The 26,283-nt window shown below is 39.8% G+C and carries 22 protein-coding genes and 1 tRNA gene; 8 read left to right on the top strand and 15 right to left on the bottom strand.

All coding sequences use genetic code 11. From position 1 onward, the window contains the following. Positions 1-97 precede the first annotated feature (97 nt). From B4A24_RS12295 to B4A24_RS12260, 8 genes are all read right to left on the bottom strand, one after another. A complete protein-coding gene (locus tag B4A24_RS12295; RefSeq protein ID WP_293945285.1) occupies positions 98-688 on the bottom strand; it encodes a hypothetical protein in 591 nt (196 codons plus the stop codon). A 5-nt stretch (positions 689-693) separates the two neighbouring features. Then, positions 694-1,437 (bottom strand): hypothetical protein, encoded by a 744-nt coding sequence (locus B4A24_RS12290; RefSeq protein ID WP_293945283.1) that lies wholly within the window; start codon positions 1,435-1,437, stop codon positions 694-696. A gap of 415 nt (positions 1,438-1,852) precedes the next feature. Further along, positions 1,853-2,116: a 50S ribosomal protein L27 gene (gene rpmA / locus B4A24_RS12285; RefSeq protein WP_046672918.1), complete on the bottom strand. Its 264-nt coding sequence runs from the start codon at positions 2,114-2,116 to the stop codon at positions 1,853-1,855. A gap of 43 nt (positions 2,117-2,159) precedes the next feature. Next, entirely contained in the window at positions 2,160-2,471 is a 312-nt protein-coding gene (gene rplU, locus B4A24_RS12280; RefSeq protein ID WP_028068281.1) for a 50S ribosomal protein L21, read from the bottom strand. A gap of 149 nt (positions 2,472-2,620) precedes the next feature. Then, positions 2,621-4,663 (bottom strand): M13 family metallopeptidase, encoded by a 2,043-nt coding sequence (locus B4A24_RS12275; RefSeq protein WP_293945281.1) that lies wholly within the window; start codon positions 4,661-4,663, stop codon positions 2,621-2,623. Between the two features lie 68 nt (positions 4,664-4,731). Then, positions 4,732-6,240 (bottom strand): carbon-nitrogen hydrolase family protein, encoded by a 1,509-nt coding sequence (locus B4A24_RS12270; RefSeq protein WP_172394364.1) that lies wholly within the window; start codon positions 6,238-6,240, stop codon positions 4,732-4,734. 154 nt (positions 6,241-6,394) lie between these two features. Continuing rightward, entirely contained in the window at positions 6,395-6,736 is a 342-nt protein-coding gene (locus B4A24_RS12265; RefSeq protein ID WP_104382326.1) for a DUF3467 domain-containing protein, read from the bottom strand. A gap of 37 nt (positions 6,737-6,773) precedes the next feature. Continuing rightward, a complete protein-coding gene (locus B4A24_RS12260) occupies positions 6,774-7,892 on the bottom strand; it encodes a M42 family metallopeptidase (protein WP_293945279.1) in 1,119 nt (372 codons plus the stop codon). 163 nt (positions 7,893-8,055) lie between these two features. Between B4A24_RS12260 and lgt the strand changes: the two genes are divergently transcribed. The 4 genes from lgt (at position 8,056) to B4A24_RS12240 (ending at position 11,640) form a co-directional block, all read left to right on the top strand. After that, on the top strand, positions 8,056-8,871 hold the full coding sequence (gene lgt, locus B4A24_RS12255) for a prolipoprotein diacylglyceryl transferase (protein ID WP_293945277.1): 816 nt from the start codon (positions 8,056-8,058) through the stop codon (positions 8,869-8,871). 495 nt (positions 8,872-9,366) lie between these two features. Continuing rightward, on the top strand, positions 9,367-10,557 hold the full coding sequence (trpB, locus tag B4A24_RS12250) for a tryptophan synthase subunit beta (protein ID WP_293945275.1): 1,191 nt from the start codon (positions 9,367-9,369) through the stop codon (positions 10,555-10,557). A 120-nt stretch (positions 10,558-10,677) separates the two neighbouring features. Continuing rightward, positions 10,678-10,902: a hypothetical protein gene (locus tag B4A24_RS12245; protein WP_293945274.1), complete on the top strand. Its 225-nt coding sequence runs from the start codon at positions 10,678-10,680 to the stop codon at positions 10,900-10,902. A gap of 168 nt (positions 10,903-11,070) precedes the next feature. Next, complete coding sequence (locus tag B4A24_RS12240) at positions 11,071-11,640, top strand: helix-turn-helix domain-containing protein (RefSeq protein ID WP_293945272.1); 570 nt, start codon at positions 11,071-11,073, stop codon at positions 11,638-11,640. Positions 11,641-11,737: 97 nt separating this feature from the next. On the opposite strand, the gene B4A24_RS12235 is transcribed toward B4A24_RS12240, so the two are convergent. The 7 genes from B4A24_RS12235 to B4A24_RS12205 form a co-directional block, all read right to left on the bottom strand. Further along, the gene (locus tag B4A24_RS12235) at positions 11,738-13,918 is read right to left on the bottom strand and encodes a DUF4954 family protein (protein WP_293945270.1); all 2,181 of its coding nucleotides are present in this window, start codon (positions 13,916-13,918) and stop codon (positions 11,738-11,740) included. A gap of 8 nt (positions 13,919-13,926) precedes the next feature. After that, entirely contained in the window at positions 13,927-15,768 is a 1,842-nt protein-coding gene (gene glmS, locus B4A24_RS12230) for a glutamine--fructose-6-phosphate transaminase (isomerizing) (RefSeq protein WP_293945268.1), read from the bottom strand. Positions 15,769-15,920: 152 nt separating this feature from the next. Continuing rightward, positions 15,921-19,073, bottom strand: coding sequence for an efflux RND transporter permease subunit (locus B4A24_RS12225; RefSeq protein ID WP_293945266.1), 3,153 nt, complete (start codon positions 19,071-19,073; stop codon positions 15,921-15,923). A gap of 65 nt (positions 19,074-19,138) precedes the next feature. Further along, a complete protein-coding gene (locus B4A24_RS12220; RefSeq protein WP_293945264.1) occupies positions 19,139-20,194 on the bottom strand; it encodes an efflux RND transporter periplasmic adaptor subunit in 1,056 nt (351 codons plus the stop codon). A gap of 14 nt (positions 20,195-20,208) precedes the next feature. Continuing rightward, positions 20,209-21,525, bottom strand: coding sequence for a TolC family protein (locus B4A24_RS12215; protein ID WP_293945262.1), 1,317 nt, complete (start codon positions 21,523-21,525; stop codon positions 20,209-20,211). A gap of 28 nt (positions 21,526-21,553) precedes the next feature. Next, positions 21,554-22,153, bottom strand: coding sequence for a TetR/AcrR family transcriptional regulator (locus B4A24_RS12210; protein WP_293945260.1), 600 nt, complete (start codon positions 22,151-22,153; stop codon positions 21,554-21,556). A 172-nt stretch (positions 22,154-22,325) separates the two neighbouring features. Continuing rightward, a complete protein-coding gene (locus B4A24_RS12205) occupies positions 22,326-22,997 on the bottom strand; it encodes an NUDIX hydrolase (protein WP_172394375.1) in 672 nt (223 codons plus the stop codon). 185 nt (positions 22,998-23,182) lie between these two features. On the opposite strand from B4A24_RS12205, the gene pfkA reads away from it, so the two are divergent. From pfkA to B4A24_RS12185, 4 genes are all read left to right on the top strand, one after another. After that, positions 23,183-24,160, top strand: coding sequence for a 6-phosphofructokinase (gene pfkA / locus B4A24_RS12200; RefSeq protein WP_371412046.1), 978 nt, complete (start codon positions 23,183-23,185; stop codon positions 24,158-24,160). Between the two features lie 18 nt (positions 24,161-24,178). After that, positions 24,179-25,030, top strand: coding sequence for a hypothetical protein (locus tag B4A24_RS12195; RefSeq protein ID WP_172394377.1), 852 nt, complete (start codon positions 24,179-24,181; stop codon positions 25,028-25,030). Positions 25,031-25,034: 4 nt separating this feature from the next. After that, positions 25,035-26,033 carry a type I glyceraldehyde-3-phosphate dehydrogenase gene (gene gap / locus B4A24_RS12190; protein ID WP_172394378.1) on the top strand — a complete coding sequence of 333 codons (999 nt, stop codon included), beginning with the start codon at positions 25,035-25,037 and terminating at the stop codon, positions 26,031-26,033. Positions 26,034-26,209: 176 nt separating this feature from the next. Continuing rightward, positions 26,210-26,282 (top strand) — tRNA-Phe (locus tag B4A24_RS12185). The last annotated feature ends 1 nt before the right edge of the window (position 26,283 follow it).

Genomic DNA, 26,283 nt, shown 5'->3' with positions numbered 1-26,283 from the left:
TCTACAGCACTCAACAAATCAAAAAGATAATCCTGTTCATAAAAAAGGTTTTCCATGTACATGGAAAACCTTATTATCTTTTGCTGTGCTATAGTTTTTATAACAGGATTTTTCGGCTTACCGTTTTGTCAATGGTAATGTATCCTGGATAAAATACCGATTGCCCAGCAATATTGATCGAAGGTTTAATTTTTAACGTAAATATTCCTTTTTTATTCTCATCACTGGACATTAAAAAATTTTGCAGGTCTGAATTTACCAAAAGATCATAAATATTGGTCGCAATACGCACATTAGCTATAGTAGACCCGCCTGGTTCAATTTGTAAGGATTGATTGACAATCCCCTCGACAAGTTGCTGGCCACCATAAAGGATGATATACTGAAATTTATTGATTGATGCTTTCTTTAGGGTTGGATTATCTATTTTGAGACGGATAACAGCATCCAATGGAATATCCTTCCGTAGGTAGGCCAAAGCCAAGCTAGGTGCTGCGCCTAGATCAACCTGATTATTTTTGATCAGACGCTGTAAAGATGTTCCTGCCAATCGAATACTATCAACTGATTCCACATCAAACTTACATTTTGCCAAGTTCTCGATCTGTGCTTTTTGACGATTCACCCCACATCCGGAAATGAATAAACCTAAAAATACTAAACACCCAAATAAAATTTTCTTGCTCATAGCCACTATTTTCCTCCAAATTTATACAAAACTCCTAGTGTAAACAATGGATACCCCGCTTTTAAATATGTATTACTTTTAAAACCGAAAACCATACCATTTGTATACTGTAACTTCCATCCTTTTCCAAGCCCCATCCTTGTATAAAATACAGGTTCAATGAGCATGTTGTTTTCTTTCTCCACTGGCAGACCATCAATGGCAAAATTCTTCATCTGCATATTACTCAGTCTTATAATAGTCCCATAATCGATATCATGTCTATTACCGAACAATTTCAGGGCATCTTTCTTTTCGGACGAAAAGTTTACTTGCACAAACACCTTATCAAAATCCATATCCTGCGTCTCCACAATCGCCTGTCCCATTGTTGAAGATCGTTTGTCAACTACACTTGTAGTCCCCAGTCCGTATCCTCCATATACCTCAAATACACGATTATTTTTTCTACCAAAGCGCGTATAATACCCGATCCCCGCTTCGCCCATTTTCTGTGCATAGTCTTTCGTATTGGATTTGTTATCCACATAAGACCCATTTGCAATGACAGCGACATGATCGGTCACCGCTACGCCTAGATTTGCAGACACATTTGCCTTTGTATTGATATTCCCTGAAACATACACCTCACCCGCTTCTGTAAACATGGGCGCCGAAGGCACATTGGGCATATAAATGGAACTACAGGAATATAATGAACAGGCAAACACCCCAACACACATACCATATCCCAACTTGTTGTATTTCATATGTAAATAATTAGTATTTTAAAGGCCATAGGAAGATCCCGATTATTTAAGCGCAAGTATTTAACCCCAGATGGCGTACATGCTACTGCCTGGTCATTTGTATTTTGCAATCGTGGATAATTCATAAATCGGTATTTATCTTAAAAACACCTATCCCTTATAAAAATTGTACCAAAGCGGTTACATTTAACAGTAAATAACAGTTCGCCGTATCATTTAAGCGTATAATTTAGGCGTAAATTCAACACACTTAGCCTCAATAAATCTGCAATAAACTCATATTCAGCAAGATGAATCGCTTCAATTTTAACAAAATAGAATAAATCTGTTAAGTATAAAAATTTAATAACAGAAAGTACCTTACATAAAAAAGGCATCAATTGCTTGATGCCTTTTTCAAATATTGTTGCAAACCTTATGCTTGTTCTGTAGGAACTACAGATACATAAGATTTATTGTTAGCTTTTTTACGGAAAACTACTTTACCGTCTACTAAAGCGAACAATGTGTGGTCTTTACCAATACCAACATTTGTGTCAGGATTGTGTTGTGTACCGCGTTGGCGTACGATGATGTTACCTGCGATTGCTTGTTGACCACCGAAGATTTTGATACCTAAACGCTTGCTATGTGACTCACGGCCGTTCTTAGAACTACCCGCACCTTTTTTGTGTGCCATTTCTTTATCTTAATTTAAGACTAATGTCTGATTAAAAATTCAATTATAACGTAATACCAGTGATCTGGATTTTAGAAAATTGTTGACGGTGACCGTTTTTCTTTTTGTAGCCTTTACGACGTTTTTTCTTGAAAACGATAACTTTATCGCCTTTTAAATGAGACAAAATTTTAGCCGAAACTTTTGCACCAGCAACGCTAGGTGTACCAATGGTAAATTTACCACCGTCTTCTGCTAACAATACATTGTCAAATTCAATACTAGCGCCTTCATCTCCTTGTAAACGGTGTACAAAAAGGAACTGGTCTTTTGCAACCTTAAATTGCTGTCCTGCTATATTTACTATTGCGTACATTGTTAATTAATTAAATGTGTTATTAAATGAAGGGCAAAAGTAATTAGTTTTTACCACAATTCAAAGATAAATCTATCTTTTTCCCTTCATTTACTCCCAGCTGATCCGCTACTACCATCGGAAATAACAGAATAGCAGCTATTAACAGCTTACCAAACTAAAATTCTTTTTTCGGGTGCAACGTACATTTTAGCTGTAGGCTGCACATTGAATGCTTTATAAAATGCTTCCATATTATAAACAGGTCCATTTACACGAAATTGCTCTGGACTATGCGGATCAACCTTCAAACGTAAACGCATACGTTCATCGCTGCTTTTTACCCGCCAAACTTGCGCAAAACTCAAGAAGAAACGTTGATCGGGCGTAAAACCATCAATTTTCTCACTTCCCTGCCCCTGTTTGGTCAATTTAAAAGCATCGTAAGCAATATTCAAACCACCGATATCAGCCAAATTTTCACCTAAGGTCAGTTCCCCGTTGACATGTTGATTGTCCAACAAGGTAAAGCTTCCATATAATTTAGCGACTTGATTTGCACGTTCGGTAAATTGTTTGGCATCTACTGCTGTCCACCAATCGTTTAAGTTACCAGCTTTATCATATTGTCTACCTTGATCATCAAAACCATGTGTCATCTCATGACCTATTACAGCACCAATAGCACCGTAATTAATCGCATCATCCGCATTGGCATCAAAGAATGGAAATTGCAGAATTCCCGCTGGGAATACAATCTCATTGTATGGTGGATTATAGTATGCATTGACTGTCGGAGTCGTCATCAGCCACTCTTTTTTATCAACCGGTTTACCTATTTTATTTACCATTTCTTTGTAGGCATGCTTAGCTGAGGATTGAAGGTTGGCATAGTATGTATCTTTCGCTACTTCCACATCACTATAATCTTTCCATTTTTCCGGATAACCAATCTTCTTGACAAACGCTTCCAATTTTTCAATTGCTTTTTTCTTGGTTTCCGGCGTCATCCAGTCTAATTTTTCAATTCTTGTCTTGTAGACCTTTTGCAAATTATCGACCAATTCCATCATGCGCTGTTTTGCTTCCGGTTTAAAATAGTCATCCACATAGAGTTTTCCGACAATTTCGCCCAAATTTTCATCAGCCGAACTGACCATCAATTTCCAGCGTTCTTTCTGTTGTTTCTGTCCATTGAGGGTCTTGCCGAATAGCTCGAATTTAGCATCTCTAAATTCCTTGCTAAGCGCACTTGCCGATGCATTCGCTAAGTCAGCTTTTAACTTTGTTTTCCAAACATCTACAGACTGCGATTTCAACAAATTGTTCAATGCGATATAAAACTTAGGCTGCTGTACCAAAATCGTATCGGTCTTTACCTCCAAGCGCCCGAGGATCTCTTTCCAATTCAGATTTGGGGTCTGTTTCTGAAAATCCTGAACAGCAAACTTGTTATAGTTTTTAATCGGATCCCTTAATTCAACAGGTGTCAAATGGGATTTCGCAATTTCTGTTTCTAGCTTGAGCACTTCTTGGGCAGATTTTTGAGCACTTGCCCCCTCACCGATCAATCCAAACAGTTTAACCAGATAAGCAATGTAGGCTTCCCTGATCTTTTTGGCCTTATCATCCTGATCCAAATAATAACTAGCTTCCGGTAGATTCAATCCACCTTGAAAAAACTGGAGCGCATTTTTAGTACTGATTCGATCATCTGCAGCCACATAAAAGCTAAAAAGGTCGCCATCACCATTTTTGAATCCATCGGCCGCATAGGCGATCAGTTCATCGACATTTTTCAGCGCATTGATTTTCTGAACAGCCTCTTCTATCGGCTTGGCACCTAATTTATCGATGGTTATGGTATCCATTCCACTCGCATAGAAATCACCAGCTTTTTGCTGATCGGATCCCTTTTTACTGTTGGATTGAGCTGCATTTTCCAAAACAGTTTTTAGTTTCTGCAAATTTTCATCTGCCAAAATATAGAATGACCCCCAACCTGTTTCAGAAGCTGGTATCTGGGTATTTTTCATCCATGCTCCGTTCGCATATTGAAAAAAATTATCGCCAGGATGGACCGTTGTATCCATGCCAGAAACATCAAAAAAGCTGGTTCTGACTTCCTGAGAACTCTCCTTGCTCTTATTTGACTGACATGACATCATCATTAAGACGATAGAGAGCGTCCCCCATTTGAATTTTTGTATCATACTTTATTAGATTAAAGAATATAATTAAAGCTAAGCATATTTTGAAGTCCTTCAAAAATACAGGTTAATTATTTCAAAAGTTTTACTTCATAGAGATCTTTGCGTCGATCCTTTTTAACTTTTACAGTGCCATATTCATGCAGATCCCTTAAAGCATAAAGATCCACATCTGCAATCAGTACCATCTCCGCATTGGGTGTCGCTTCGGCCTTGATTGCATTGTTCGGAAATGCAAAATCTGACGGTGTAAAGACTGCAGATTGCGAGTATTGAATATCCATGTTGTTGACACGTGGCAAGTTCCCGACAGAACCAGCAATTGCCACATAACATTCGTTTTCAATGGCCCGCGCTTGTGCACAGGTCCTGACCCGGATGTAGCCATTCTGTGTATCAGTCATAAAAGGTACGAAGAGGATCTGCATACCTTGGTCAGCCAATATACGACTGAGTTCCGGAAACTCTACATCGTAGCAGATCAGAAGGCCGACTTTACCACAATCGGTATCAAATACCTTCACCTCGCTTCCACCTACCATACCGTAGTATTTAAATTCATTTGGCGTAATATGAATTTTCTTAAATTCATCCAGCTTACCATTACGATGGCATAGGTAAGAAACATTATAGAGTTTCTTATTTTCCATCAGCGGCATAGATCCCGCGATAATATTCACATTATAGGAAACAGCAAATTGCTGAATACGATCGATAATATCTGAAGTATGCTGTGCCAGCCTTTCCATCGCCAACCGCTCGGGAAGATCATTATACGGGCTCATTAGTGGCGTGTTGAAAAACTCCGGAAACATAATAAAGTCCGTTCCATAGTCACTTACCGTATCCACAAAGAATTCAATCTGATCATAGAAAGCTTCTATATTATCAAATAAACGCATTTGCCACTGTACCAATCCCAGACGAATTGTCTGTTTGGTCGTTGAGATCGATCGGGTTTCTGATTCGTAGTAAATATTATTCCACTCCAGCAAGGTGGCAAATTCCATAGACTCGGCATCTTCCGGTAGATAATGTTTCAGCACCTTTTTGACATGAAAATCATTGGAAAGCTGAAAGGTCAGTGTCGGGTCATAAATTTCCTTACGTTTTACCTTCTCAATGTATACTCTCGGACTCATTTTGTCCGCATAATTATGGTAATTGGGAATTCGGCCACCGGCCACGATACATTTTAAATTCATCTGTTCACACAGCTCCTTCCGTGCGTCATAGAGGCGTCGCCCTAAGCGCAATGCACGATGTTCGGGATGAACAAACACTTCGATGCCATATAACGTATCTCCGTCATCACTGTGTTTACTGAATTTCCCATCATCAATAATATCGTAATAACTATCGTAGATATTATTCTTTTTGGAATTAAGGATAATAGACAGCGCACAGGCCACTACATGCCCGTCGATCTCCACGCACAATTGTCCTTCGGGAAATATTTCGATCAAATCCTGAATATTTTCCTTTGACCAGGTATCCCCTACACCATCATAAGCTTGCTCCATTGATTTTTTCAAATCAACATAATCCTTCTTTGTCAAGTTGCGCACCTGAATATCCATATATAAATCTCCTTTTGAAATAAGTTTTCCTAAAAATAGTAAAAGTCGGGCCCGAGCCCAAATATCGGGGTAGCCAGGCAACCACAAATTGAGACAAAAAAAGACGCCAATTGTTTTATTGGCGCCTTAAAATATCGATAGATTGTACTACTGACTATGCTTGACCTTGAGGAGTTCCGAATGGAAATGCTACCGTTGGGTCACCACCTTGTTGAGGTTGCTCCGCAACACCTACATCCATTTTGATCGGACCGTTCAATGCTTCGAAACGATTCACGTTATCAACCAATGCACCTAACAAGCGTTTTGCGTGCTCTGGAGTCAAAACGATTCTTGATTTCACTTTTGCTTTTGGCACTCCTGGCATCACACGGATAAAGTCAACCACAAATTCTGTATTAGAGTGAGTGATAATCGCAAGATTTGAGTAGATTCCTTCTGCTACTTCTTCTGTCAACTCAATGCTCAATTCGTTTTGATTTTGGTTATTTTCCATAATAATTCTAAATGATAAGTTAATATAATCCTAAATTCTATTTTGTAAAAGTTCTAAAGTCCTGTCCATCCTCGATATTCAACAATGTCTGATAAATCAAACGGATCACATTGTCAACATCCTCTTTGTGTACCATCTCAACAGTCGTATGCATATAACGTAGTGGCAGGGAAATCAACGCCGAAGGTACACCGCCATTGCTATACGCAAAAGCATCCGTATCTGTCCCAGTATATCGCGAGCATGCCTGACGTTGGAACGGAATATTGTTTTGCTCTGCAACTTTCACCAACAGTTTATTCAAATTGACCTGAACTGCTGGCGCATAAGACAATACCGCGCCTTTTCCGGAGAACAAATCTCCCTGGGTGATCTTGTTGATCATTGGTGTCTGCGTGTCATGTGTTACATCAGTCACAATGGCCACATTGGGCTTAATACGATCTGCAATCATCTCAGCGCCCCGCAGACCAATCTCTTCCTGCACCGAATTTACAATATATAATCCAAACGGCAGTTTCTTTTTATTCTCTTTTAGCAAACGCGCAACCTCAGCAATCATAAAACCACCGGCACGGTTATCTAAAGCACGTCCGACATAATAACGATCATTCAGGATCGAAAACGTGTCTTCGTAAGTAATCACACAGCCTACATGTACACCCAGTTCCTCCACTTCTTCTTTAGAACTACAGCCGCAATCCAAAAAAATATTTTTCAGGGATGGATTTTCTTCCTTCTCCCCCGAACGGGTATGAATAGCAGGCCAGCCAAATACAGCCTTTACAATCCCTTTTTCTGTATGGATATTGACACGTTTGGAAGGAGCAATTTGATGATCCGAGCCACCGTTTCGTACCACGTAGATTAATCCATCTTTTGTAATGTAATTGACAAACCAGGAAATTTCGTCGGCATGCGCTTCGATTACCACTTTATAGGCAGCCTTTGGGTTGATAACGCCAACAGCTGTACCATAATTATCAACGAAAGTGTCATCGACATAAGGCTTCAGGTAATCCAACCATAAACGCTGACCGTCCCATTCAAAACCTGTGGGTGAAGCATTATTTATATATTTTTCAAAAAATGAAAGCGAATCTTTTGTTACGACCCCAGTTGTTTTCTGTTCTTTTTTCTTATTCTTTTCAGCCATCTTGTCCTTTTCTATTTACTTTCGTCAAAATATGAAAATTTCAATGAAATGCAAAAGTAAAAATGTTTTTTGGAATATTCCTTTTACATTTCACTTTGATTTTATTGAAAAATAAGATTAAACCCTATCTTTACCTTAGTAATTTAAACAGACATAAAAAAATATGAATTCAATACTAAGTGCAATACACTGGAATGTAGATCCCGAGATGTTCAACTTTGGCGCTTTTGCCCTACGCTATTACGCCTTATGTTGGCTCCTCGCTTTCTTTGTGTCCTATGTTATTATGTTGCGCATTTTCAAAAATGAAGGCCGCACGCAAGAACAACTGGATCAACTATCTATCTATATCTTCCTCGGTACACTGATCGGCGCACGACTTGGTCATTGCTTATTCTACGATTTTGATTATTACAAAGACCATATATTGGAAATTTTTCTTCCTTTTAAATGGGATAAAAACGGATTCCACGTCACCGGTTTTGCCGGTTTGGCTTCGCATGGAGGAGCGATCGGCATCCTTGTTGCACTCTACCTATACTGCCGTAAGACGAAGACCGATTTTTTATGGCTGGCAGACAGATTAGTTGTGGTTGTACCTATCGCTGGCGCGCTGATTCGTATTGGCAATTTTTTCAATTCAGAGATGGTCGGTACACCAACGGACTTGCCTTGGGCAATAATCTTTGAGCGTCATGACAATATCCCCCGTCATCCAGGCCAGCTCTACGAGGCTATAGCCTATATTATCATCTTTATTATCATCGGTTCCTTATTCAAATCAGACCCGAATCGTCAAAAAGGAAAATTGTTTGGTATTTTTATGGTCTTATTATTTGGTGCACGAATGGTACTGGAGCACTTTAAAATTGATCAGGAAGCTTTTGAACAAAGTATGCTGCTCAATATGGGACAACTTTTGAGTGTGCCTTTTATTTTGGTCGGCCTCTATTTTATCTTTCGCAAACCAAAAGCTTAAAATATACGGCAATCAAAGACAGTTTGCAATGTCGATATATAGCTGGCATCTTTCTTACAAAAGATGCCTTTTTTATAGTTATATGCAAAAGTTATACATGCTCCATCGATGCTTCGGCTTGTGTTCGACCGCGGTAGCGGCCTGTTCCGACACTGCACCACCCTCTAACCGCGATGAGTCCGCCGTAAATCCGATATGAGTCCGTAGTGACTCCGAGTCTAACACACATTTACCATAAACCCATCCCGCTTCGATATTGCTGGCAGTTGCCTTCAGAGACGAAGCAGCCTCGAATTATTTTGCCAGAGAGAGAGAATATCCCTCAATTAGCGCTAATAACACGGACTGTATAAGCGATAAAAATGAGTCAAATCCAATGAGCTAAATCCGATCCATAAACAAAATCATCTTGTTTTTTTTCAAAGACTCCAAAGATCACTATATTTAGGCTTCTTTAATGAGCAAAATTTTTACAACAAGAAACTTAAGCCTAAAATGAGTCTAGAAAAGTGTGCATCTGTCGAAGCGAACGAAAACATGCTTCAATACAATGGTAAATATGGTGAGTATGGAGGATCTTATATCCCACCTGTCCTAGAAAATCAGTTAAACAAATTAGCCGATTTTTTTGACAGCCATGTTCAGAAAGAAGAATTTCAGAAGGAATTCATCTCCATCCTCAAACACTATGTGGGACGTCCTTCACCTTTGTATTTTGCAAAGAATCTGAGTGAATATGTAGGATCCAGGATCTACTTAAAACGGGAAGACCTGAATCATACAGGTTCACACAAAATCAACAATTGTATCGGTCAGATCTTATTGGCAAAACAAATGGGAGCTACGGAAATTATTGCCGAAACCGGAGCTGGTCAACATGGAGTTGCAACCGCGACCGCCGCTGCTCTCTTAAATATTCCATGCAAGGTGTTTATGGGCGAAATCGATGCCGCCCGTCAGGCCTTGAATGTGAAACGGATGGAGTTGCTTGGCGCTGAGGTTGTCACAACAAATCTAGGAAGCCGAACACTTAAAGATGCTGTTGACGCCGCGTTGATGTATTATGTTGAAAACCCGACATCTTATTATCTTCTTGGTTCACATGTCGGACCGCATCCCTATCCTAAAATGGTGGGCTATTTTCAGAGTGTGATCGGCAAGGAAGCCCGGCAACAAATTCTTGAACAGGAAGGACGCCTTCCTGACAGTATCTTTGCCTGTGTAGGCGGTGGATCAAATGCCATTGGATTATTTTCAGGTTTTCTGGATGATCAAGAAGTTGAAATCAATGGCGGTGAAGGCGGCGGCTCAGGTACTTACCCTAAAACAGCCGCTACCCTATCTTTTGGTAAACCGACTGTATTTCAGGGTACCTATTCCTACTGCCTTGTTGACGATGCAGGCAATCCGATCCCATCCACATCCGTATCTGCTGGACTGGATTACCCGGGCATCTCGCCTCAGCATGCCGATTTAAAGGACAGTAATCGGGCCAACTATTATCCGGTTACGGACGACGAAGCAATCGACGCCTATAAATTGCTTTCCAAATTAGAAGGAATCATCCCGGCAATCGAGTCCTCACATGCTGTTGCCTTGGCGGTCAAACTATTGAAAGATAAAAACAAACTTGCTATCGTCAATCTATCTGGCCGTGGAGACAAGGATGTCCACCGTGAATTTTAATAGATCACTGAATTTAAATAGCTATAGCGGATTGCTCATAGGGCAACTCGTTATGGCTATTGATATGAATCCGGGTTTTCCATGTAAGCTAACCGATCCATTTAGATAATAGCGATTCTTATGAAACGAAATAAAAACCGCCGCAACTGGCTAAAAATCGTTGCTGTCGTATTCCTCCTATTGGTTTTGGGGACTACCGCCTATAACCTCTATCCTGAACCCCGCTTACCAAAAAATGCGGTGATCGACAAACTTGTAGTCTATAAATCCAAACGAACCCTATCGCTTATGCGCAAGGCAAATTGCTCAAATCCTACCGAATATCGCTGGGCGAAAAGCGATTAATCCCTAGCGTGATCAGCGCTGCAGAACCATTGGCGAGACAGGCTGTATGTGGCTTGCCCAGCAGAAGGCACCAAAAAACTACAACATATCGCCTAAATCTTACAACCGTGTGTCTTATTAATTTGCGATCTTTGAGTTTGGATTTGTAACTTGTATAAAAAAAATCGAATGAAACTCGCAATAAAGAATATGGTATGCAATAGGTGCATCATGGTTGTCGAAAATGAATTGACCAAGCATAATCTTCACATTAAACATATTTCTTTGGGACAAGTTGAAATTGAAGAGACACTGGACAGGCTCCAATCCGTTCAATTAGCCGAGAGTTTTTCTGCACTTGGCTTTGAACTAATCGATGACAAGAGATCCGTATTAATTGAACAGGTTAAACATTTAGTCTTGGACTTAATCCGTAACCAACATAATAATACAAATTTAAATTTATCAGAAATAATCAGCAACCAGATTTACCATGATTACAGTTATGTTTCGAATTTGTTTTCAGATGTGGAAGGCATGACAATCGAGAAATATTTTATCAGCCAAAAAATTGAATACGTCAAGGAATTATTAGTTTATGACGAGCTGACTTTAAGCGAGATAGCCTATCAATTGAATTACTCGAGTGTTGCATATTTGAGTAATCAATTCAAAAAAGTCACCGGACTGACACCTAGTCATTTTAAGCATATTAAAGAGAACAAACGCAAACCGTTGGATAAAATACATGATGCTTGATAAATTTGTCTAGTAACATTTATTCCCGATGGATAAGATCATTATCCAAGCTTAAAAGGTAAAACAAGAAAAGGCTTCCGAGCGGAAGCCTTTCTTTTTAAAATTGCCCTTTCAAATTAGCAACCCTTATTTTAAATATCTCTAATTCTTTTTGTTGTTGATTGATAAAGGAATTCTCCTCCAACTTCCCAACGACAATATCCCGTTCCTCATCATTGGCATATACCATATTCTTGAACGGGTTTTTGTAATCTTTCGCTCGCGATTTATAGATCTGCTCACCTATCCAGATCCGCTGCCCTAAAGCCTCATCTAACAAAGATACAATTTTATCTTTGGATATTTCAACACCTTCCAAAGTAAGAATTTCAATAAGGGACAACAAAGCATGCTTACGTTTATCCAATGGATAATCCTTACTTCGTTCATGATAAAATTCGTGAATATCATCCCAAGAATCAATGCTTTTGGATTTGATATCTTCTAAGAAAAGGTGTAAAGCATTGCTTTCAATAAGCTGTCCACCAATATTTTCCCAGCTTGTCCGCTTTTCAGCAGAAAGATTTTCAAGGATATCATCCAACGATAAACCAGACTCCAATGCATCCATCAGGTGCAATACACCATAATACTTAATGAATGAACGATAAAGATGATAAGCTTCACCTACTTTTTGGATTACGGTAGGTCTCCGTGAGTTCTCCGCGCCAGACAGAACGATCGTTTTATCTTTCAGATCAATATTGTTGGCAAGTAAGTCACGTCCCGCCAGGATCCGCTCCTCTTGCGTCTTATTTTCTCCAGGTTGAAGGCTTTCCGATACGGCTAAGGCCAAAGCATCCATTCCGGCAAACATCTCATTAACCGTGTCGGGTGCCAACATATCGTATTCAAAATATTGATTTTTAAAATGTCTGTTGTCCCGCGCCTCATACTTATTAGCATTACGCACCAGCGCGTACATATTATACATAAACCAATATCCTGGGATCAGCACAAGCCTATCGTGCTGTACATCATTGCTTACTAAGGTAAAAGGTAACTGTATGTCCAGTTCATGTAAAAAATCTCCTTTTACGATCAAACAATAAGAAGCAAATCTAGAATTGTGTTTGAGGCTCACACATAAACCTGGCCAGAAACCACGGCCTGCTATAATCTCGCCGTCAGCAGCTCTGGAATTATGGTTAGACCCCACGGTAGCCCCAGCAGCCATGTTACTTTGTCCCATAACCAATGCCGCGCATAAAAAGGAATTATTATGATGCTGCTCATGTGCCGGAAAAATCAAAGAATTAAGCACTTCACAACAGGAGATGGTCGAGTTATCACCAAGATAGGAATTGATCAACCGCGCTCCATATTTTAATTGTGAATAAGAAGCCAAAATAAAACGTACCGCTTTTACTCCATAGAAAATACGGCAACCATAGCCAATGATCCCATTGACAAGCTCACAGCCTTCACCAATTTGCGTATAGGATTCCTGTGATGAATTGATGGTCACGTTCTTCAACTTGTTAACCCCTTTAATATAAGCATCTGTGCCAATCTTCACATTTTTGATTGTGAACGTATTTTTGATCACACAGCGATCACCGACCTGACTATAATAACCACGTTGCGTACCAAACTTTTGATCTGTCAGTTCCTCAAAACGGCGCTGTAGCTGATGATCGTGGCGATTTCGTGTCCATAAATAGACATCCGCTGCCTGCATGCCATCGAAGGGATAAACGGAGCGTGCGCCATTTTCATTACAGAGCTCCAATTGAATGCGTTTACCCGATTCTTCACCGTCGCGAAGAATGCCATTTCCAAATTTAGCCGTACTACCGGTCTCCATCTCCTTGATTTGACTCAGCAGTACTTCATTACCCACAATAAAATAGGACAAATAACCTACATGGTGTACAGCAACATCGTCGCCAAAATCGGAACTGATAATGGTCGAATGATATAAACCTATAGGAAGTTGCAGGTTGCGGTATTCCAGGTAACTAGGGCTCAGGTTCCCGATACGTACCAAGCCATAAAATTTGCAGTTCTGAATTTGCTTGGGATCAAAGATTGCTGACACTTTCACCTTCGACCAATCACTGGACCAATTCCCATTTGCAATGAGCTCCTGAATCTCGCTTGCCGTGAGGTCACGGTAATCATCGCGTGGATTTTGTTGAAAACGCAGGGTATACTCATCTTGCCCTTCTTTAAGAAATTCATTTGGGATAAAACCATATCCCAAATGTTCCAAAGGCCTTTTCTTTAATACACTCATATGTCTTCTTATTCTACTGTAACAGATTTGGCCAGATTACGTGGTTTATCGACGTCTAGGCCTAATTCCACACCAATATAATACGACAAGAGCTGCAGTGGAACCACGGAAATCAAAGGTGCAATAATCTCATCCGCTTCCGGGATTTCCATATAGTCATCTGACAGACTTTCAGATACTGCGTCACCTCTGGTGACAACCGAAATAATCTTTCCTTTTCTTGCTTTTATCTCCTGAATATTGGAGACAATTTTTTCATGATAAGCATCTTTCGTTGCTACGAAAACAACGGGCAAATTCTCATCCACCAAGGCAATAGGGCCATGTTTCATCTCTGCTGCTGGATAGCCTTCAGCGTGAATATAAGAGATTTCCTTTAGCTTTAGTGCACCTTCCAAGGCCACTGGGAAGTTATATCCCCTACCAAGAAACAAAAAGTCCCTTGCATCTTTATATTTTTTTGCTATTTGTTGGATCTTTTCGATCTGTGTATCCAAAATCCATTGAACTTTCTCCGGAACCGTATGCAATTCTTCTGATAATTGTAGAAAACGTTCTTCAGAAATCGTTCCTTTTAATGCAGCTATTTTTAAGGCAATTAGATTTAAGACAGTAAGTTGGGCGGTAAATGCTTTGGTACTTGCTACTCCAATTTCAGGTCCCGCATGTGTATAAGCACCTGCATCTGAAAGACGGGCAATCGACGATCCGACAACATTGACAACTCCTAAAATAATGGCACCTTGCTTTTTCGCATTCTCAAGGGCAACCAAGGTATCTGCGGTCTCACCACTTTGCGAAATAGCCAAAATAACATCTCCGGGCTGGATCACTGGGTTGCGATAACGGAATTCAGAAGCATATTCCACTTCAACATTGATGCGGCATAATTCTTCAATGATATATTCAGCAATTAAACCAGCATGCCAGCTCGTCCCACAAGCAACGATAACAATCCGATTGGTATTGCTGATTTCATGTGCGTATTTCTCTATTCCACTGAGAATAATTTGCTTGGCCTGCAAGTCCAAACGACCACGCATCGAATCGTAGATCGTATCAGGTTGTTCAAAGATTTCCTTTAGCATAAAGTGGTCGTAACCACCTTTCTCTATAGCTGATAACTCTAGGTCTAACTTTTGGATATATGGGGTAATCCGCTCATTGCCCAGGTTCTTTAGAATTAATTCGTCAGGAGTAATAATCGCCAGCTCGTAGTCATTGATATAAACGACCTCTTTGGTATAAGCTAACATGGGGGAAGCATCTGAACCCAGGAAGTGCTCATTTTTACCTATTCCAATTACTAACGGACTTCCTTTTCTTGCCGCAATAATCCGATCTGGGTGACCAGCTTCCAATACAAGGATTACGTAGGCACCTACAACCCTTTTCAAGGCAATGCGAATTGCCTCCTCCAAGGGACACTCATTCTGTAATTGGATTTCTTCAATAAAGTTAACGAGTACTTCTGTATCTGTATCACTTTTGAAATGGTAACCTTTATTAATTAATTCCGATTTTAAGGAAGCATAGTTCTCTATGATACCATTATGAATCATCGCGATGCGACCACTATTTGAATAATGCGGATGGGCATTCCTATCAGAAGGCTCACCGTGGGTAGCCCATCGTGTATGTCCTATTCCTGTTGTTGATTGGAGATCTTGACCGTATACGAATTCTTCCAAATTCACCACTTTTCCGGTTTTTTTGTAAACATCAACATGTTCACCCTTGTGCAGCGCTACTCCTGCACTGTCGTAACCACGGTATTCTAATTTTTTTAATCCATCAATGACGATACCATACGCCTGACGGTAACCTGTGTATCCTACAATTCCACACATGCTTGTCTCAATTTTAAGTATATATTTTTTTTGTTAATGCGGCCGCAATGTAATAAAAAAAAATTACGCAATCGATTGATTAACCTAAAATTAATACAAAAAAAAGGAGACCAATGACTTAGCCTCCTTTTTTTTGTAAAATTGATTTATACTTAATGTTCAGCTACATCAATATGATCGTAGTCCTCCACCATTAATGCTTCATAGTCATTCTTTTTCTTTTTACCAAAACGGCGTTGCAAACTGTCGAAAATCGAATAGACAACAGGAACGACAACCAGCGTCAAGAATAAAGATGACAACAGACCGCCAATGATTACAATTGCCAAGCCTCTATTCATATCGGCACCATCACCCGTCGCTATAGCTATTGGAATCATACCGAATACCATCGCAATTGTCGTCATCAAAATCGGACGAAGACGGGCATGGTTCGCAGCTACTAGAGCATCATGGGTATTATCCCCTGCCTCCTTACGGTGATTGGCAAAATCAACCAGCATAATCGCATTCTTGGCTACCAGACCGATCAACATAATGATACCCAAAATCGTAAATATATTCAATGTTTGATTTCCCAAAGCCAAGAACAATAATGCCCCAATAAATGACAAAGGAATAGAGAACAAGACAACGAATGGAGTGATAAAACTATCATATAAAGCAACCATTACCAAGTATACTAGGATAATAGATGCCAATAAGGCAATTCCCAAAGTTCCAAAACCTTCGGTTTGGTTCTCCATGTTACCACCCCAGATAAATACGATTCCTGGTTTGCGCGGTAGTTTTTCAAACTGCGCCTGCCACTCCTGAGCTACTGTACCCATCGGTCTACCGATCGCCTGCCCTTGAATAGATACCGCTGGCGATTTGTCCCGGCGTTCCAACAAAGTGGGGCCTGAACCATAAGTGACGTTAGCAAATTGCTCCAATGAAATCGAAGCACCCTTATCATTAATGAACTTCAAATCACGGACATTATCAATATTTGCACGACCACTTTCGGTATAACGGATATTAATATCATATTCGTTATCTCCTGCCCTATATTTATTATCGGTATTTCCCGAAAATGCAGTTTGCATAGTCATACCGACAGTCGACACATTCAAACCTAAGGATGTCATTTTATTACGGTCAATCTTCACATTGATCTCTGGGTTACCCGCTTCAGAGGTCAATTTTACTCCTGCAGCTCCCGGAATTTTGCGCAATTGGTCAGCAGCTTTCTCCGCAAATTCTTGCGCGTCTTCGACAGATGCACCAATAATGGTCAACTTCAACGGCGCTTGCTCTGCTCCCATAATACCAACGTTCACGGTTTTGACCTTGGCACCAATCAGTTTATTTTCCAATTCGCGTTTTAAGGTTGCAGAATACACCTGGGAATTTCCTTCAAAATTCTCCTTGTCTAAAATAACATGGATTTCGGATTTATAACGAGATCCAGTAGTGGAAGCCATACCGTCCGAAGACTGACCGACCGTAGTGATTATTTCTTTAACATCTGGCTTAGATTTAATATAAGCCTCCGCCTTTTGCGTCAATAAGTTTGTTTTTTCCAAGGAAGCGTCTTTATCGAGTTCCAATTGGATAAAAAATTCCTTACGGTCGATACCTGGGAAGAAATCCGAACCGATATAGCCCTTCACTACCAATGAAAATGAAGCAATCAAAAGTCCTATCGCTAGTCCTAGCGTAGCCAGTTTAGTCAATCGTGTTTTTAAAGACCACACCAATAATCCGGATACCCAATGCGTAAACGCAGTCAAACCACTTTCAAATCCATAGATTATGCGTCCAAACAAAGATGTTTTGCTCAAGTGTTCAAGTTTTCCGAAACGCGAGTACAACCAAGGAACTACCGTAAATGACACCAATAAAGATAACATGGTAGAGATAATCACGGTCACACAGAATTGTGCCAGGATATTTGCAACCAGTCCTGTAGACATTGCTATTGGAAGGAATACGACAACGATAACCAAAGTAATCGCCGTAACGGTAAATCCAATTTCGGAAGCGCCATCAAATGCCGCACGCACCTTGTTTTTACCCATCTCCATATGGCGGTGAATATTCTCGATAACAACGATCGCATCATCCACCAGGATACCCACCACAAGGGATAAACCTAACAATGACATCAAGTTTAACGTGTAGCCCATCAAAAGTAAGCCGATGAAGGTTGCAATCAACGACAGCGGAATCGCGACCATTGTAATTGCGGCATTTCGCAAACTCTGTAAGAAAAACAACATAATAAAACCTACTAAAGCAATTGCGATCATCAAATCATGAATGACGTTGTCGGCTGCATTCAAGGTAAAGTCAGAAGAGTCATTTGCAATAAGTATTTTGATGTTGTTATCTTTATAATCTTTTTCTACCTGTCCAATAGTTTTCTTTACACCTTCAGACACAGCTACTGCATTGGCATCAGATTGTTTAAAGACCTGCAACAAGATGGTATTCTGGCGGTCCAAACGAGCCACTTTTTCAATTTCTTTGATACCATCCTGAACGTCTGCAATATCACGCAAATAGATCTGTACCCCTGCAGGCGTTGTAATCGGCAAGTTACGTAACTCTTCAATTGACGTTACCTTTCCGGCCAACCGGATCGTGGTTCTATTATCACGGGTGCTTACATTCCCTGTAGGAAAATCCAAGTTAGATGCCGCTACAGTTTGTTGCACCTGTGAAATTGTCAATCCATAACCTTCGATTTTCTTCGGATCCACAGAAATCTGAATCTCCCGCTCTTCGCCACCGATCATGTCTACTTTAGCAACCCCATTTATGCGTGCAAAAACAGGTTGGATTTTATTGTCCAAGAGGTCATATAACTCTTTCTCGGACAAGTTTGAGGTAACCGCCAAACTCATGATCGCTACATCGTCCAACGAGAACTTGGACAGGGAGGGTGTCTCCACATCATCAGGCAGATCGTTAATGACAGCATTGATTTTCCGCTGCGCATCGGTAAGCAGAAAGTTGACATCGGCGCCATTATTAAGGGTAATCATAACGATCGATACCCCTTCAAGCGAGGTCGATTCTACTTTTTTGATACTTTCCAAGGATGAAATGGCATCCTCAATTTTCTTGGTGACAGAGCTTTCCACCTCAGCGGGGGATGCTCCTGGATAGACCGTCTGCACCGTGATGACGTTGATCTCAAATTTAGGGACTAGCTCGTACCCCAATTGAGTATAGGAAAACAACCCGCCTAATGTGAGTATTATAAATAATACGATAATTATACTGGGACGTTTTATCGATATTTCGGTAATTTTCATTAGAATTATTTGTTTTTAATGGCAATGAAACCACGACTTCATTTGCTACTGGTTATCAGTATACATTATTTAATAATTTCAACAGGACTCTGATCAAACAAATTGATTTGACCAGAAACAATCACTTGATCGCCATTTTGCAAGCCACCCAAGATTTCGATGTAATCGCCAAAGTTTCTTCCGGATTTCACCTTGGTCTCAATTGCTTTGCCATTTTTAAGAACGAATATTTTATTGTCGCTCACACTACCTACGAATGCATTACGAGGGACGATAAGCGTATTGCCGGCAACACCCTCGCCAAACATCGCTGTGCCATACATACCGGCACGCAATTGATTGGATGAGTTATTGACTTCAATTTCTACCGGAAAATTTAAGCTTCCGTCTGATTTGGGCGCGATAAACGTCACTTTACCGGTGAACCTTTGATCAGCATAAACACTTGCCGATACATCCACAGATTGACCGATTTTTAAGGTTGCCACATTTTTCTCATCCACATTGACACGTAATTTTAGTATACCGACATTTACGATATCGAAAGCCGGAGTTCCCGGACTTACATAAGCACCGGGTTCAATTTTACGTGCATTGACAATTCCTGCTACCGAGGTTTTAATAGTTACATCACCTGCTTTTAATTTAGCTGAACGTAGGCTATTTTTGGCACTTTCCAATTTCAATCTTACTTCATCTACTTTTTGTTGCGTGACACCGCCTGTTGAAAAAGCATTTTCATGACGTTTCATATCCGCTAACGCATTATCATAAGATGCCTGTGCATTTGCGACATCTACATTTAATTTGTCACCTTCTATAATTGCCAATGTCTGACCAACACCCACATGTGCTCCCTCATCTACCAATACACGGACAACACGTCCTGCAGTTTCTGCTCCAACAGTCACTTCCTGCTTCGGTTCGAACGTCCCGTTAGCAGTGTAACGTAAGTCCATCGAGCTTACTTTCGCAGTGTCAATACGGACCGCGATAGCCGCATTTGTCTTGGCAACTTCTGCTGTTTCGGCTTCATTTTTCTTTTTATTTTTGTTCAGTACAAAAAATATACCTGCCAACCCGGCAGCAATAATCAATAAGGTAATAATTCCGCGTTTCATATAGTTGTAGTCAATTATTCTTTAATTAATGATTTCAGTTCACCATTTGCCTTTATAATCTGTACTTCGGCAACCTTATAATTCAATAAGCTGGTATTTAAATTGTTTTCAGCATCCGCCAAGGCCTTCTCTGCATCCAATAACTCCGTCAATGTCGCAAGACCGTTATTGAAATTGTTTTGTGTGTCACTCAAAACATCTTTCGCCAAGATTACATTACGACGGTTATTATCAATATTCAATAAACTGATCTTTACTTGTGATTTGGCATTCTCTTTCGCCAAATTCAGGCCGAGCTTTGTATCCTCCAAATCTACCTCAGCCTGTCTAATCTGAATATCAGCCTGATTGATTTTGGCTTTAGTTGTCCCACCCGTAAAAATTGGGACAGAAAGGTTTAAACCTATACTTGAGCTTTTTGGCCAATTGAAACTGCTTCCAATCGGAAAACCTTTACCAAAACCATTAAAACCAAAGTCCCCGCCTAAGGATAATTTAGGATAAAGATCTGCAACTTTAGATTTTTTATTTAGTTGGTACAACTCAATTTGCTTTTTAGCCAGTTGGACCTCCGTGCGGTTTTCAACATTAGCTTCCTCGGCATTTAAGGCCGGATTTAGCTCAAATGTTTCTTTCGACAACTCAATATCTTCTTCAATTGGCTTACCAATTGCAAATTTCAAAGCATTCTCCTTGATCTGTACTGAATTTAATGATTGTTGCCGCTGCGCTTCCAAATTATTTACATTTACAATCAGCCGATCCAAATCAATTCGTTTCGCCAATCCAGCATTCACCATGCCCTCGGTCACATTCTTTGTTTTTGTTGTACTCTGAAGATTATTTTCAATGGTCTGCAATTTCAGATGTTCCTGATAGATTTCGTAATACGCATTTGCAACTTTTTCGATTACTTGTTCATCTGTCAACTGTGCGTTTATTTGATAAAACTCTTTGGTCGTCTTGGCCGCCTTTAAGCCCGTAAATATCGATTGGTTAAACAGTTGTTGGTTTAGTGAGACCATTGCAGTAGAATTCCACGGTTGCCCCATTTTAATTGTTTGCGTTTGCCCGCCTGCTTCTAATACCATTTCCGGAATCAGAACATTATATTTTAAGGATCCGCTCGCAGTAATTTGTGGCAATGCACCACCTCGGACTTCATCGATTTGGTACTGGGCATTTTCAAGGTCCAATTTGGCTTTTTTTGCTTCCTTTTTATTCTGTAAAGCAAATTTGATCGCATCACTTAGGCTTAACTGCTGTTGTGCATGACTTTGGAAAACCATCGCACCTAATAAAAGGCTGGCTAGTATTCTGATTGTTTTCATTCCTAATTTATTTGTCCTAATTTTATATCTACTTTTTATTTATACCGTTAAAAAACAACTTCGTAGCAAGCTTCTGTTTCTGTAACACTTCATCAAAGCGGTCTTGATTTGGTATACCAGAAATGATATCAGAAATATTGCACATCAACGATAGGCTTTTCATCAATTCTACATAGATTTCCGCCGTTTCATACAGATGTTCTTCATTGAGTTCCCCATTTTCTGCACCTACTTTAAATATTTCATAAAGCGCCTTTACATCACGGTTATGTAAGCACTGAAAGAAATCCTGCATTGAAAGTCCCTTAATCCATTCCAGATTTTCGTTCATATGCAACATATAGTACTTACGCACAAAAGCATCCCGCATCTCTAAAATTTTCATGATCAGATCATAAGTTGTCCCTGTATGTGCAGCAACCAACTTTTCCTCCTCCGCTCTATACTCATCTGTCAAACGTATAAGAACGTCCCGTATAAGCGCATTCTTCTCTGAGTAATAATAATATAAATTTGCTTTAGTGATTTTTATATCCTCTGCAATTTCATTCATTGTTGTCTTACTAAATCCATAATGCATAAAGCGTCTAATTGCGGCATCAATGATTTGCTCTTTTCTATCTTCCATTCTTCAAAAAACTCCTTTCTACTTTCTGACTTTTATCAGAAATTGTTCAAAAATATAAAAAGTAACTTCCTCTACAAAATATATTTCGAAATCCTTATTAATTTGATATTTAATTGACAACAAAAAAGGCAAACTTTTGAAGTTTGCCTATTCCTTAATAACTCTGATTTTATTAAAACGCTACAGTGTTCTGAAAATGTTTAAGAAATTTTCGTTTATCTAACTTATACAAGCGGGCAGCGCGGTAAGCCACACCTGTTTGTACTTCGTCTAACTCCTTTAGAAAGCCATAATTCTGCATTTTCTTTCTAAAATTGCGCTTATCCAATGTTTTATTTAATATCCCTTCATAAACCAATTGCAATTGAGTGAGGGTAAATTTTTCAGGCAAAAGCTCAAAGGCAATCGGTTTATAGGCCAAACGCCGCTGTAATCTTTCCAGACATAAATCCAAAATCTGCTTATGATCAAAAGCCAATTCAGGTACATTTCTAACAGGGAACCATTTTGCCTGCTTCATGTAATTTGTAACAGGCTTGGTTTTCAACTTTGTATTATCAAGCTGAATCAGGGCATAATAAGCGACAGTCAGAATACGTCCTTTCGGGTGCCGTTTGAGACCCGCAAAAGAATGCAACTGATCCATAAATACATCCTTCAGGCCTGTATTTTCATACAAAATTCTTTTTACGGCATCTTCCATTTCTTCGTCATTATCCACGAAAAAGCCTGGCAATGCCCACCAATCCTTAAAAGGATATTCATTTCTTTCAGCCAAGAGAACCTTTAATTCTCCTTCATGAAAGCCTAATATGACACAGTCTACGGTAAAATTACTATACAAAACTTCTAAATTTATTTATGTGCAATATACTGAGCTAAATTTATCGGCTACTAATCATCGGGTTATCTGTAACAATTATACGCTTCCTAAACGTGATGCGCAAAAAAATAATGAAAAATTTATTCAAAGTGTAGAATATACACTATAAAAATCTTATATTCGTAAAACCTAAAATATAGAGTGTGATAAAAGAAATTAAAAAAATAGGCGTATTAACATCTGGCGGTGACGCACCCGGCATGAATGCCTGCATTCGTGCTGTCGTCCGTACAGCCTTACACAAGGGCCTTCAGGTAACCGGGATTTACCAGGGTTATCAAGGTCTGATTGACGGAAATTTTAAAGAAATGGATACCCGCTCGGTGAGCAACATCATACAGCGTGGTGGTACGATATTAAAAACAGCGCGTTGTCTTGAGTTTAAAACAACTGAAGGACGAAAAATCGCTTACGATAATTTAAAGGCAGCAGAAATTGATGCTTTGGTGGTAATTGGTGGAGACGGAACTTTTACCGGTGCGAATTTCTTCTCCAAAGAATTTGAGATTCCCATTGTAGGTATCCCCGGAACAATTGACAACGACCTTTACGGATCCGACTATACCATCGGTTATGATACAGCCAATAACACTGTTATCGAGGCTATTGACAAAATCAGAGATACGGCTGCCTCCCATGAGCGCCTTTTCTTTGTTGAGGTCATGGGCAGAGACTCCGGATGTATCGCATTAAACGCTGGAATTGCAGGGGGTGCAGAGGCCATCTTACTTCCGGAGAAAGAGACGGCTATTGATGACTTAATCCGTCACCTGGAAGATGGTGCGATTAAAAAGAAATCCTCATCCATTGTTATTGTCGCAGAGGGCGATCAAAACGGTGGTGCATATTATGTCGCAAAAAAAGTAAAGGAAAAATTTGATCATTACGACACGAAAGTTAGTATATTAGGGCATTTACAACGTGGTGGATCTCCAACGAGTTTTGACCGCGTATTAGCCAGTCGATTGGGGTTTGCTGCCGTGAATGAAATTTTAGCAGGCAATACACGCATCACTGTGGGGCTTCGCGGTAATGAAATCAAAACTACACCGATTGAAGAGGCGATCAGCAATAAGGAAATTAAACTTAGCCCTGATCTATTGGAAATGGCTGAGATTTTATAATATAAAGCAAAGCAGACTATGATAGCAGTAGTATACAGTGGATCTCGATTCTCAGACTGGCGGTTGGCTGACAAAGGCCGGATAACCACCGGATTCCGCATGAATGGTATCAACCCCTATCTTCAGGATGAACGGTCCATACTACAGCATTTAAATAGAAACACCAATTTGATCAATAACGCTGAAAAAATTAAGCGTATTTATTTTTTTGGTGCCGGTTCTTCCTCCAAGGAACGCAAAGATAAAATCAAAAATGTCTTCGAACGCTTCTTTGTCAACGCAAGGGTCAAGGTAGACCACGATGTCATTGCTTCGGCAATTTCAACTTTCGGAGATGAAAAAGGCATTGTGGGCATCATTGGAAGCGGATCGAATGCGGCTTATTATACAGGGAAGAAAATCATAGAAAACAACTATGGCTTGGGCTACATCCTCGCGGACGAAGGTGCGACAAACTGGAATAGTCAGCAATTGCTAAAACACTATATGACGGACACCCTTCCGCTCGATCTGAAAGAAAAATTAGAAAAAGAATTTACCCTTGACAAGAAAAGTATTTTGGAGAAGGTGTACATAGCACCACAACCCACTAACTTTCTAAATTCATTTACGGATTTTGTGCTTGAAAACAAAGAGCATCTTTTTATCAATCAGCTAATCAAGAATGGACTGCGTATTTTTATTAAAACTTACATTAAGCCATTAATGAAAGAGTATCCGGATAGTGATGTGAATTTCACCGGTTCGGTGGCATTTAATTATGAAAATATCCTCCGGGAGGTAGCGACAGAAGAATTTAGTATCAGTATTGGCACCGTAGTTAAGGAGCCGATACATAATTTAATTAAATATTATATCAATAAAAATTAAGAATATGAAAATTGGAATTAACGGATTTGGCCGTATTGGTCGTTTAGCATTCAGAGCTGCTATCAATCGTCCAGAAATTGAAATTGTTGGTATCAATGACTTAGTTGAGCCAGATTATATGGCTTATATGTTGAAATACGATTCAACTCATGGTAAATTTGAAGGTACTGTAGAGGTGAAAGACGGTAACTTGGTCGTGAATGGCAAAACAATCCGTGTGACTGCTGAAAAAGATCCAGCAAACTTGAAATGGAATGAAGTAGGTGCTGAAGTAATCATCGAATCTACAGGTTTCTTCTTGACACAAGAGTTGGCTCAAAAACACATCGATGCAGGTGCGAAAAAAGTTGTTATGTCAGCGCCAGCAAAAGATGACACACCTACATTCGTAATGGGTGTAAACCACAAAGAATTAAAAGCAGATCAACATATCGTTTCAAATGCATCTTGTACAACAAACTGTTTAGCTCCTATCGCTAAAGTATTGAATGATAAATTCGGTATCGTTGAAGGTTTGATGACTACAGTACACGCTGTAACAGCTACTCAAAAAACTGTGGACGGTCCTTCAGTGAAAGACTGGAGAGGTGGCCGTGGTGCTTACCAAAACATCATCCCTTCTTCTACAGGTGCTGCTAAAGCTGTAGGTTTAGTTCTTCCTGAATTGAAAGGTAAATTGACAGGTATGTCTTTACGTGTTCCTACTGCTGACGTTTCAGTTGTTGACTTAACAGTACGTTTGAATAAAGGTGCTTCTTACGAAGAGATCAAAACTGCCATGAAAGAAGCTTCTGAAGGCGAATTGAAAGGTATCTTGGGTTATACAGAGGATGATGTAGTTTCAACGGACTTCTTGGGTGACGCGCGTACTTCGATCTTTGATGCAAAAGCTGGAATTTCTTTGAATGATAACTTCGTTAAAGTTGTATCTTGGTATGACAATGAGTGGGGTTATTCAAACAAAATTGTTGATCTCGTATTAGAAGTTGGTAAATTATCTTAATAAGATCCACTTGGACAATATCAAAGGGTTATTCAGATCGAATAACCCTTTATTTTTTCCACTTAGGAATCAGCAGGTTGGCGTTTAAACGCAAAAAAAAGCACTTTTGCCTTTTGTATTTCAAATAATCCCTCTATATTTGCAGCATCAATAAGGCAAACAGCTAATATTGAAAAGGTGCCATAGCTCAGTTGGTAGAGCAAAGGACTGAAAATCCTTGTGTCGCTGGTTCGAATCCAGCTGGCACCAC

The organism is Sphingobacterium sp. UBA7249 (assembly GCF_002472835.1).
Classification (GTDB): domain Bacteria; phylum Bacteroidota; class Bacteroidia; order Sphingobacteriales; family Sphingobacteriaceae; genus Sphingobacterium; species Sphingobacterium prati.
This window is presented reverse-complemented; position numbering and strand designations above follow the sequence as displayed.

Coding starts and splice junctions, on each gene's coding strand:
- B4A24_RS12295 (WP_293945285.1), bottom strand. CDS start 688: ATGAGCAAGAAAATTTTATTTGGGTGTTTAGTATTTTTAGGTTTATTC.
- B4A24_RS12290 (WP_293945283.1), bottom strand. CDS start 1,437: ATGAAATACAACAAGTTGGGATATGGTATGTGTGTTGGGGTGTTTGCC.
- rpmA (WP_046672918.1), bottom strand. CDS start 2,116: ATGGCACACAAAAAAGGTGCGGGTAGTTCTAAGAACGGCCGTGAGTCA.
- rplU (WP_028068281.1), bottom strand. CDS start 2,471: ATGTACGCAATAGTAAATATAGCAGGACAGCAATTTAAGGTTGCAAAA.
- B4A24_RS12275 (WP_293945281.1), bottom strand. CDS start 4,663: ATGATACAAAAATTCAAATGGGGGACGCTCTCTATCGTCTTAATGATG.
- B4A24_RS12270 (WP_172394364.1), bottom strand. CDS start 6,240: ATGGATATTCAGGTGCGCAACTTGACAAAGAAGGATTATGTTGATTTG.
- B4A24_RS12265 (WP_104382326.1), bottom strand. CDS start 6,736: ATGGAAAATAACCAAAATCAAAACGAATTGAGCATTGAGTTGACAGAA.
- B4A24_RS12260 (WP_293945279.1), bottom strand. CDS start 7,892: ATGGCTGAAAAGAATAAGAAAAAAGAACAGAAAACAACTGGGGTCGTA.
- lgt (WP_293945277.1), top strand. CDS start 8,056: ATGAATTCAATACTAAGTGCAATACACTGGAATGTAGATCCCGAGATG.
- trpB (WP_293945275.1), top strand. CDS start 9,367: ATGAGTCTAGAAAAGTGTGCATCTGTCGAAGCGAACGAAAACATGCTT.
- B4A24_RS12245 (WP_293945274.1), top strand. CDS start 10,678: ATGAAACGAAATAAAAACCGCCGCAACTGGCTAAAAATCGTTGCTGTC.
- B4A24_RS12240 (WP_293945272.1), top strand. CDS start 11,071: ATGAAACTCGCAATAAAGAATATGGTATGCAATAGGTGCATCATGGTT.
- B4A24_RS12235 (WP_293945270.1), bottom strand. CDS start 13,918: ATGAGTGTATTAAAGAAAAGGCCTTTGGAACATTTGGGATATGGTTTT.
- glmS (WP_293945268.1), bottom strand. CDS start 15,768: ATGTGTGGAATTGTAGGATACACAGGTTACCGTCAGGCGTATGGTATC.
- B4A24_RS12225 (WP_293945266.1), bottom strand. CDS start 19,073: ATGAAAATTACCGAAATATCGATAAAACGTCCCAGTATAATTATCGTA.
- B4A24_RS12220 (WP_293945264.1), bottom strand. CDS start 20,194: ATGAAACGCGGAATTATTACCTTATTGATTATTGCTGCCGGGTTGGCA.
- B4A24_RS12215 (WP_293945262.1), bottom strand. CDS start 21,525: ATGAAAACAATCAGAATACTAGCCAGCCTTTTATTAGGTGCGATGGTT.
- B4A24_RS12210 (WP_293945260.1), bottom strand. CDS start 22,153: ATGGAAGATAGAAAAGAGCAAATCATTGATGCCGCAATTAGACGCTTT.
- B4A24_RS12195 (WP_172394377.1), top strand. CDS start 24,179: ATGATAGCAGTAGTATACAGTGGATCTCGATTCTCAGACTGGCGGTTG.
- gap (WP_172394378.1), top strand. CDS start 25,035: ATGAAAATTGGAATTAACGGATTTGGCCGTATTGGTCGTTTAGCATTC.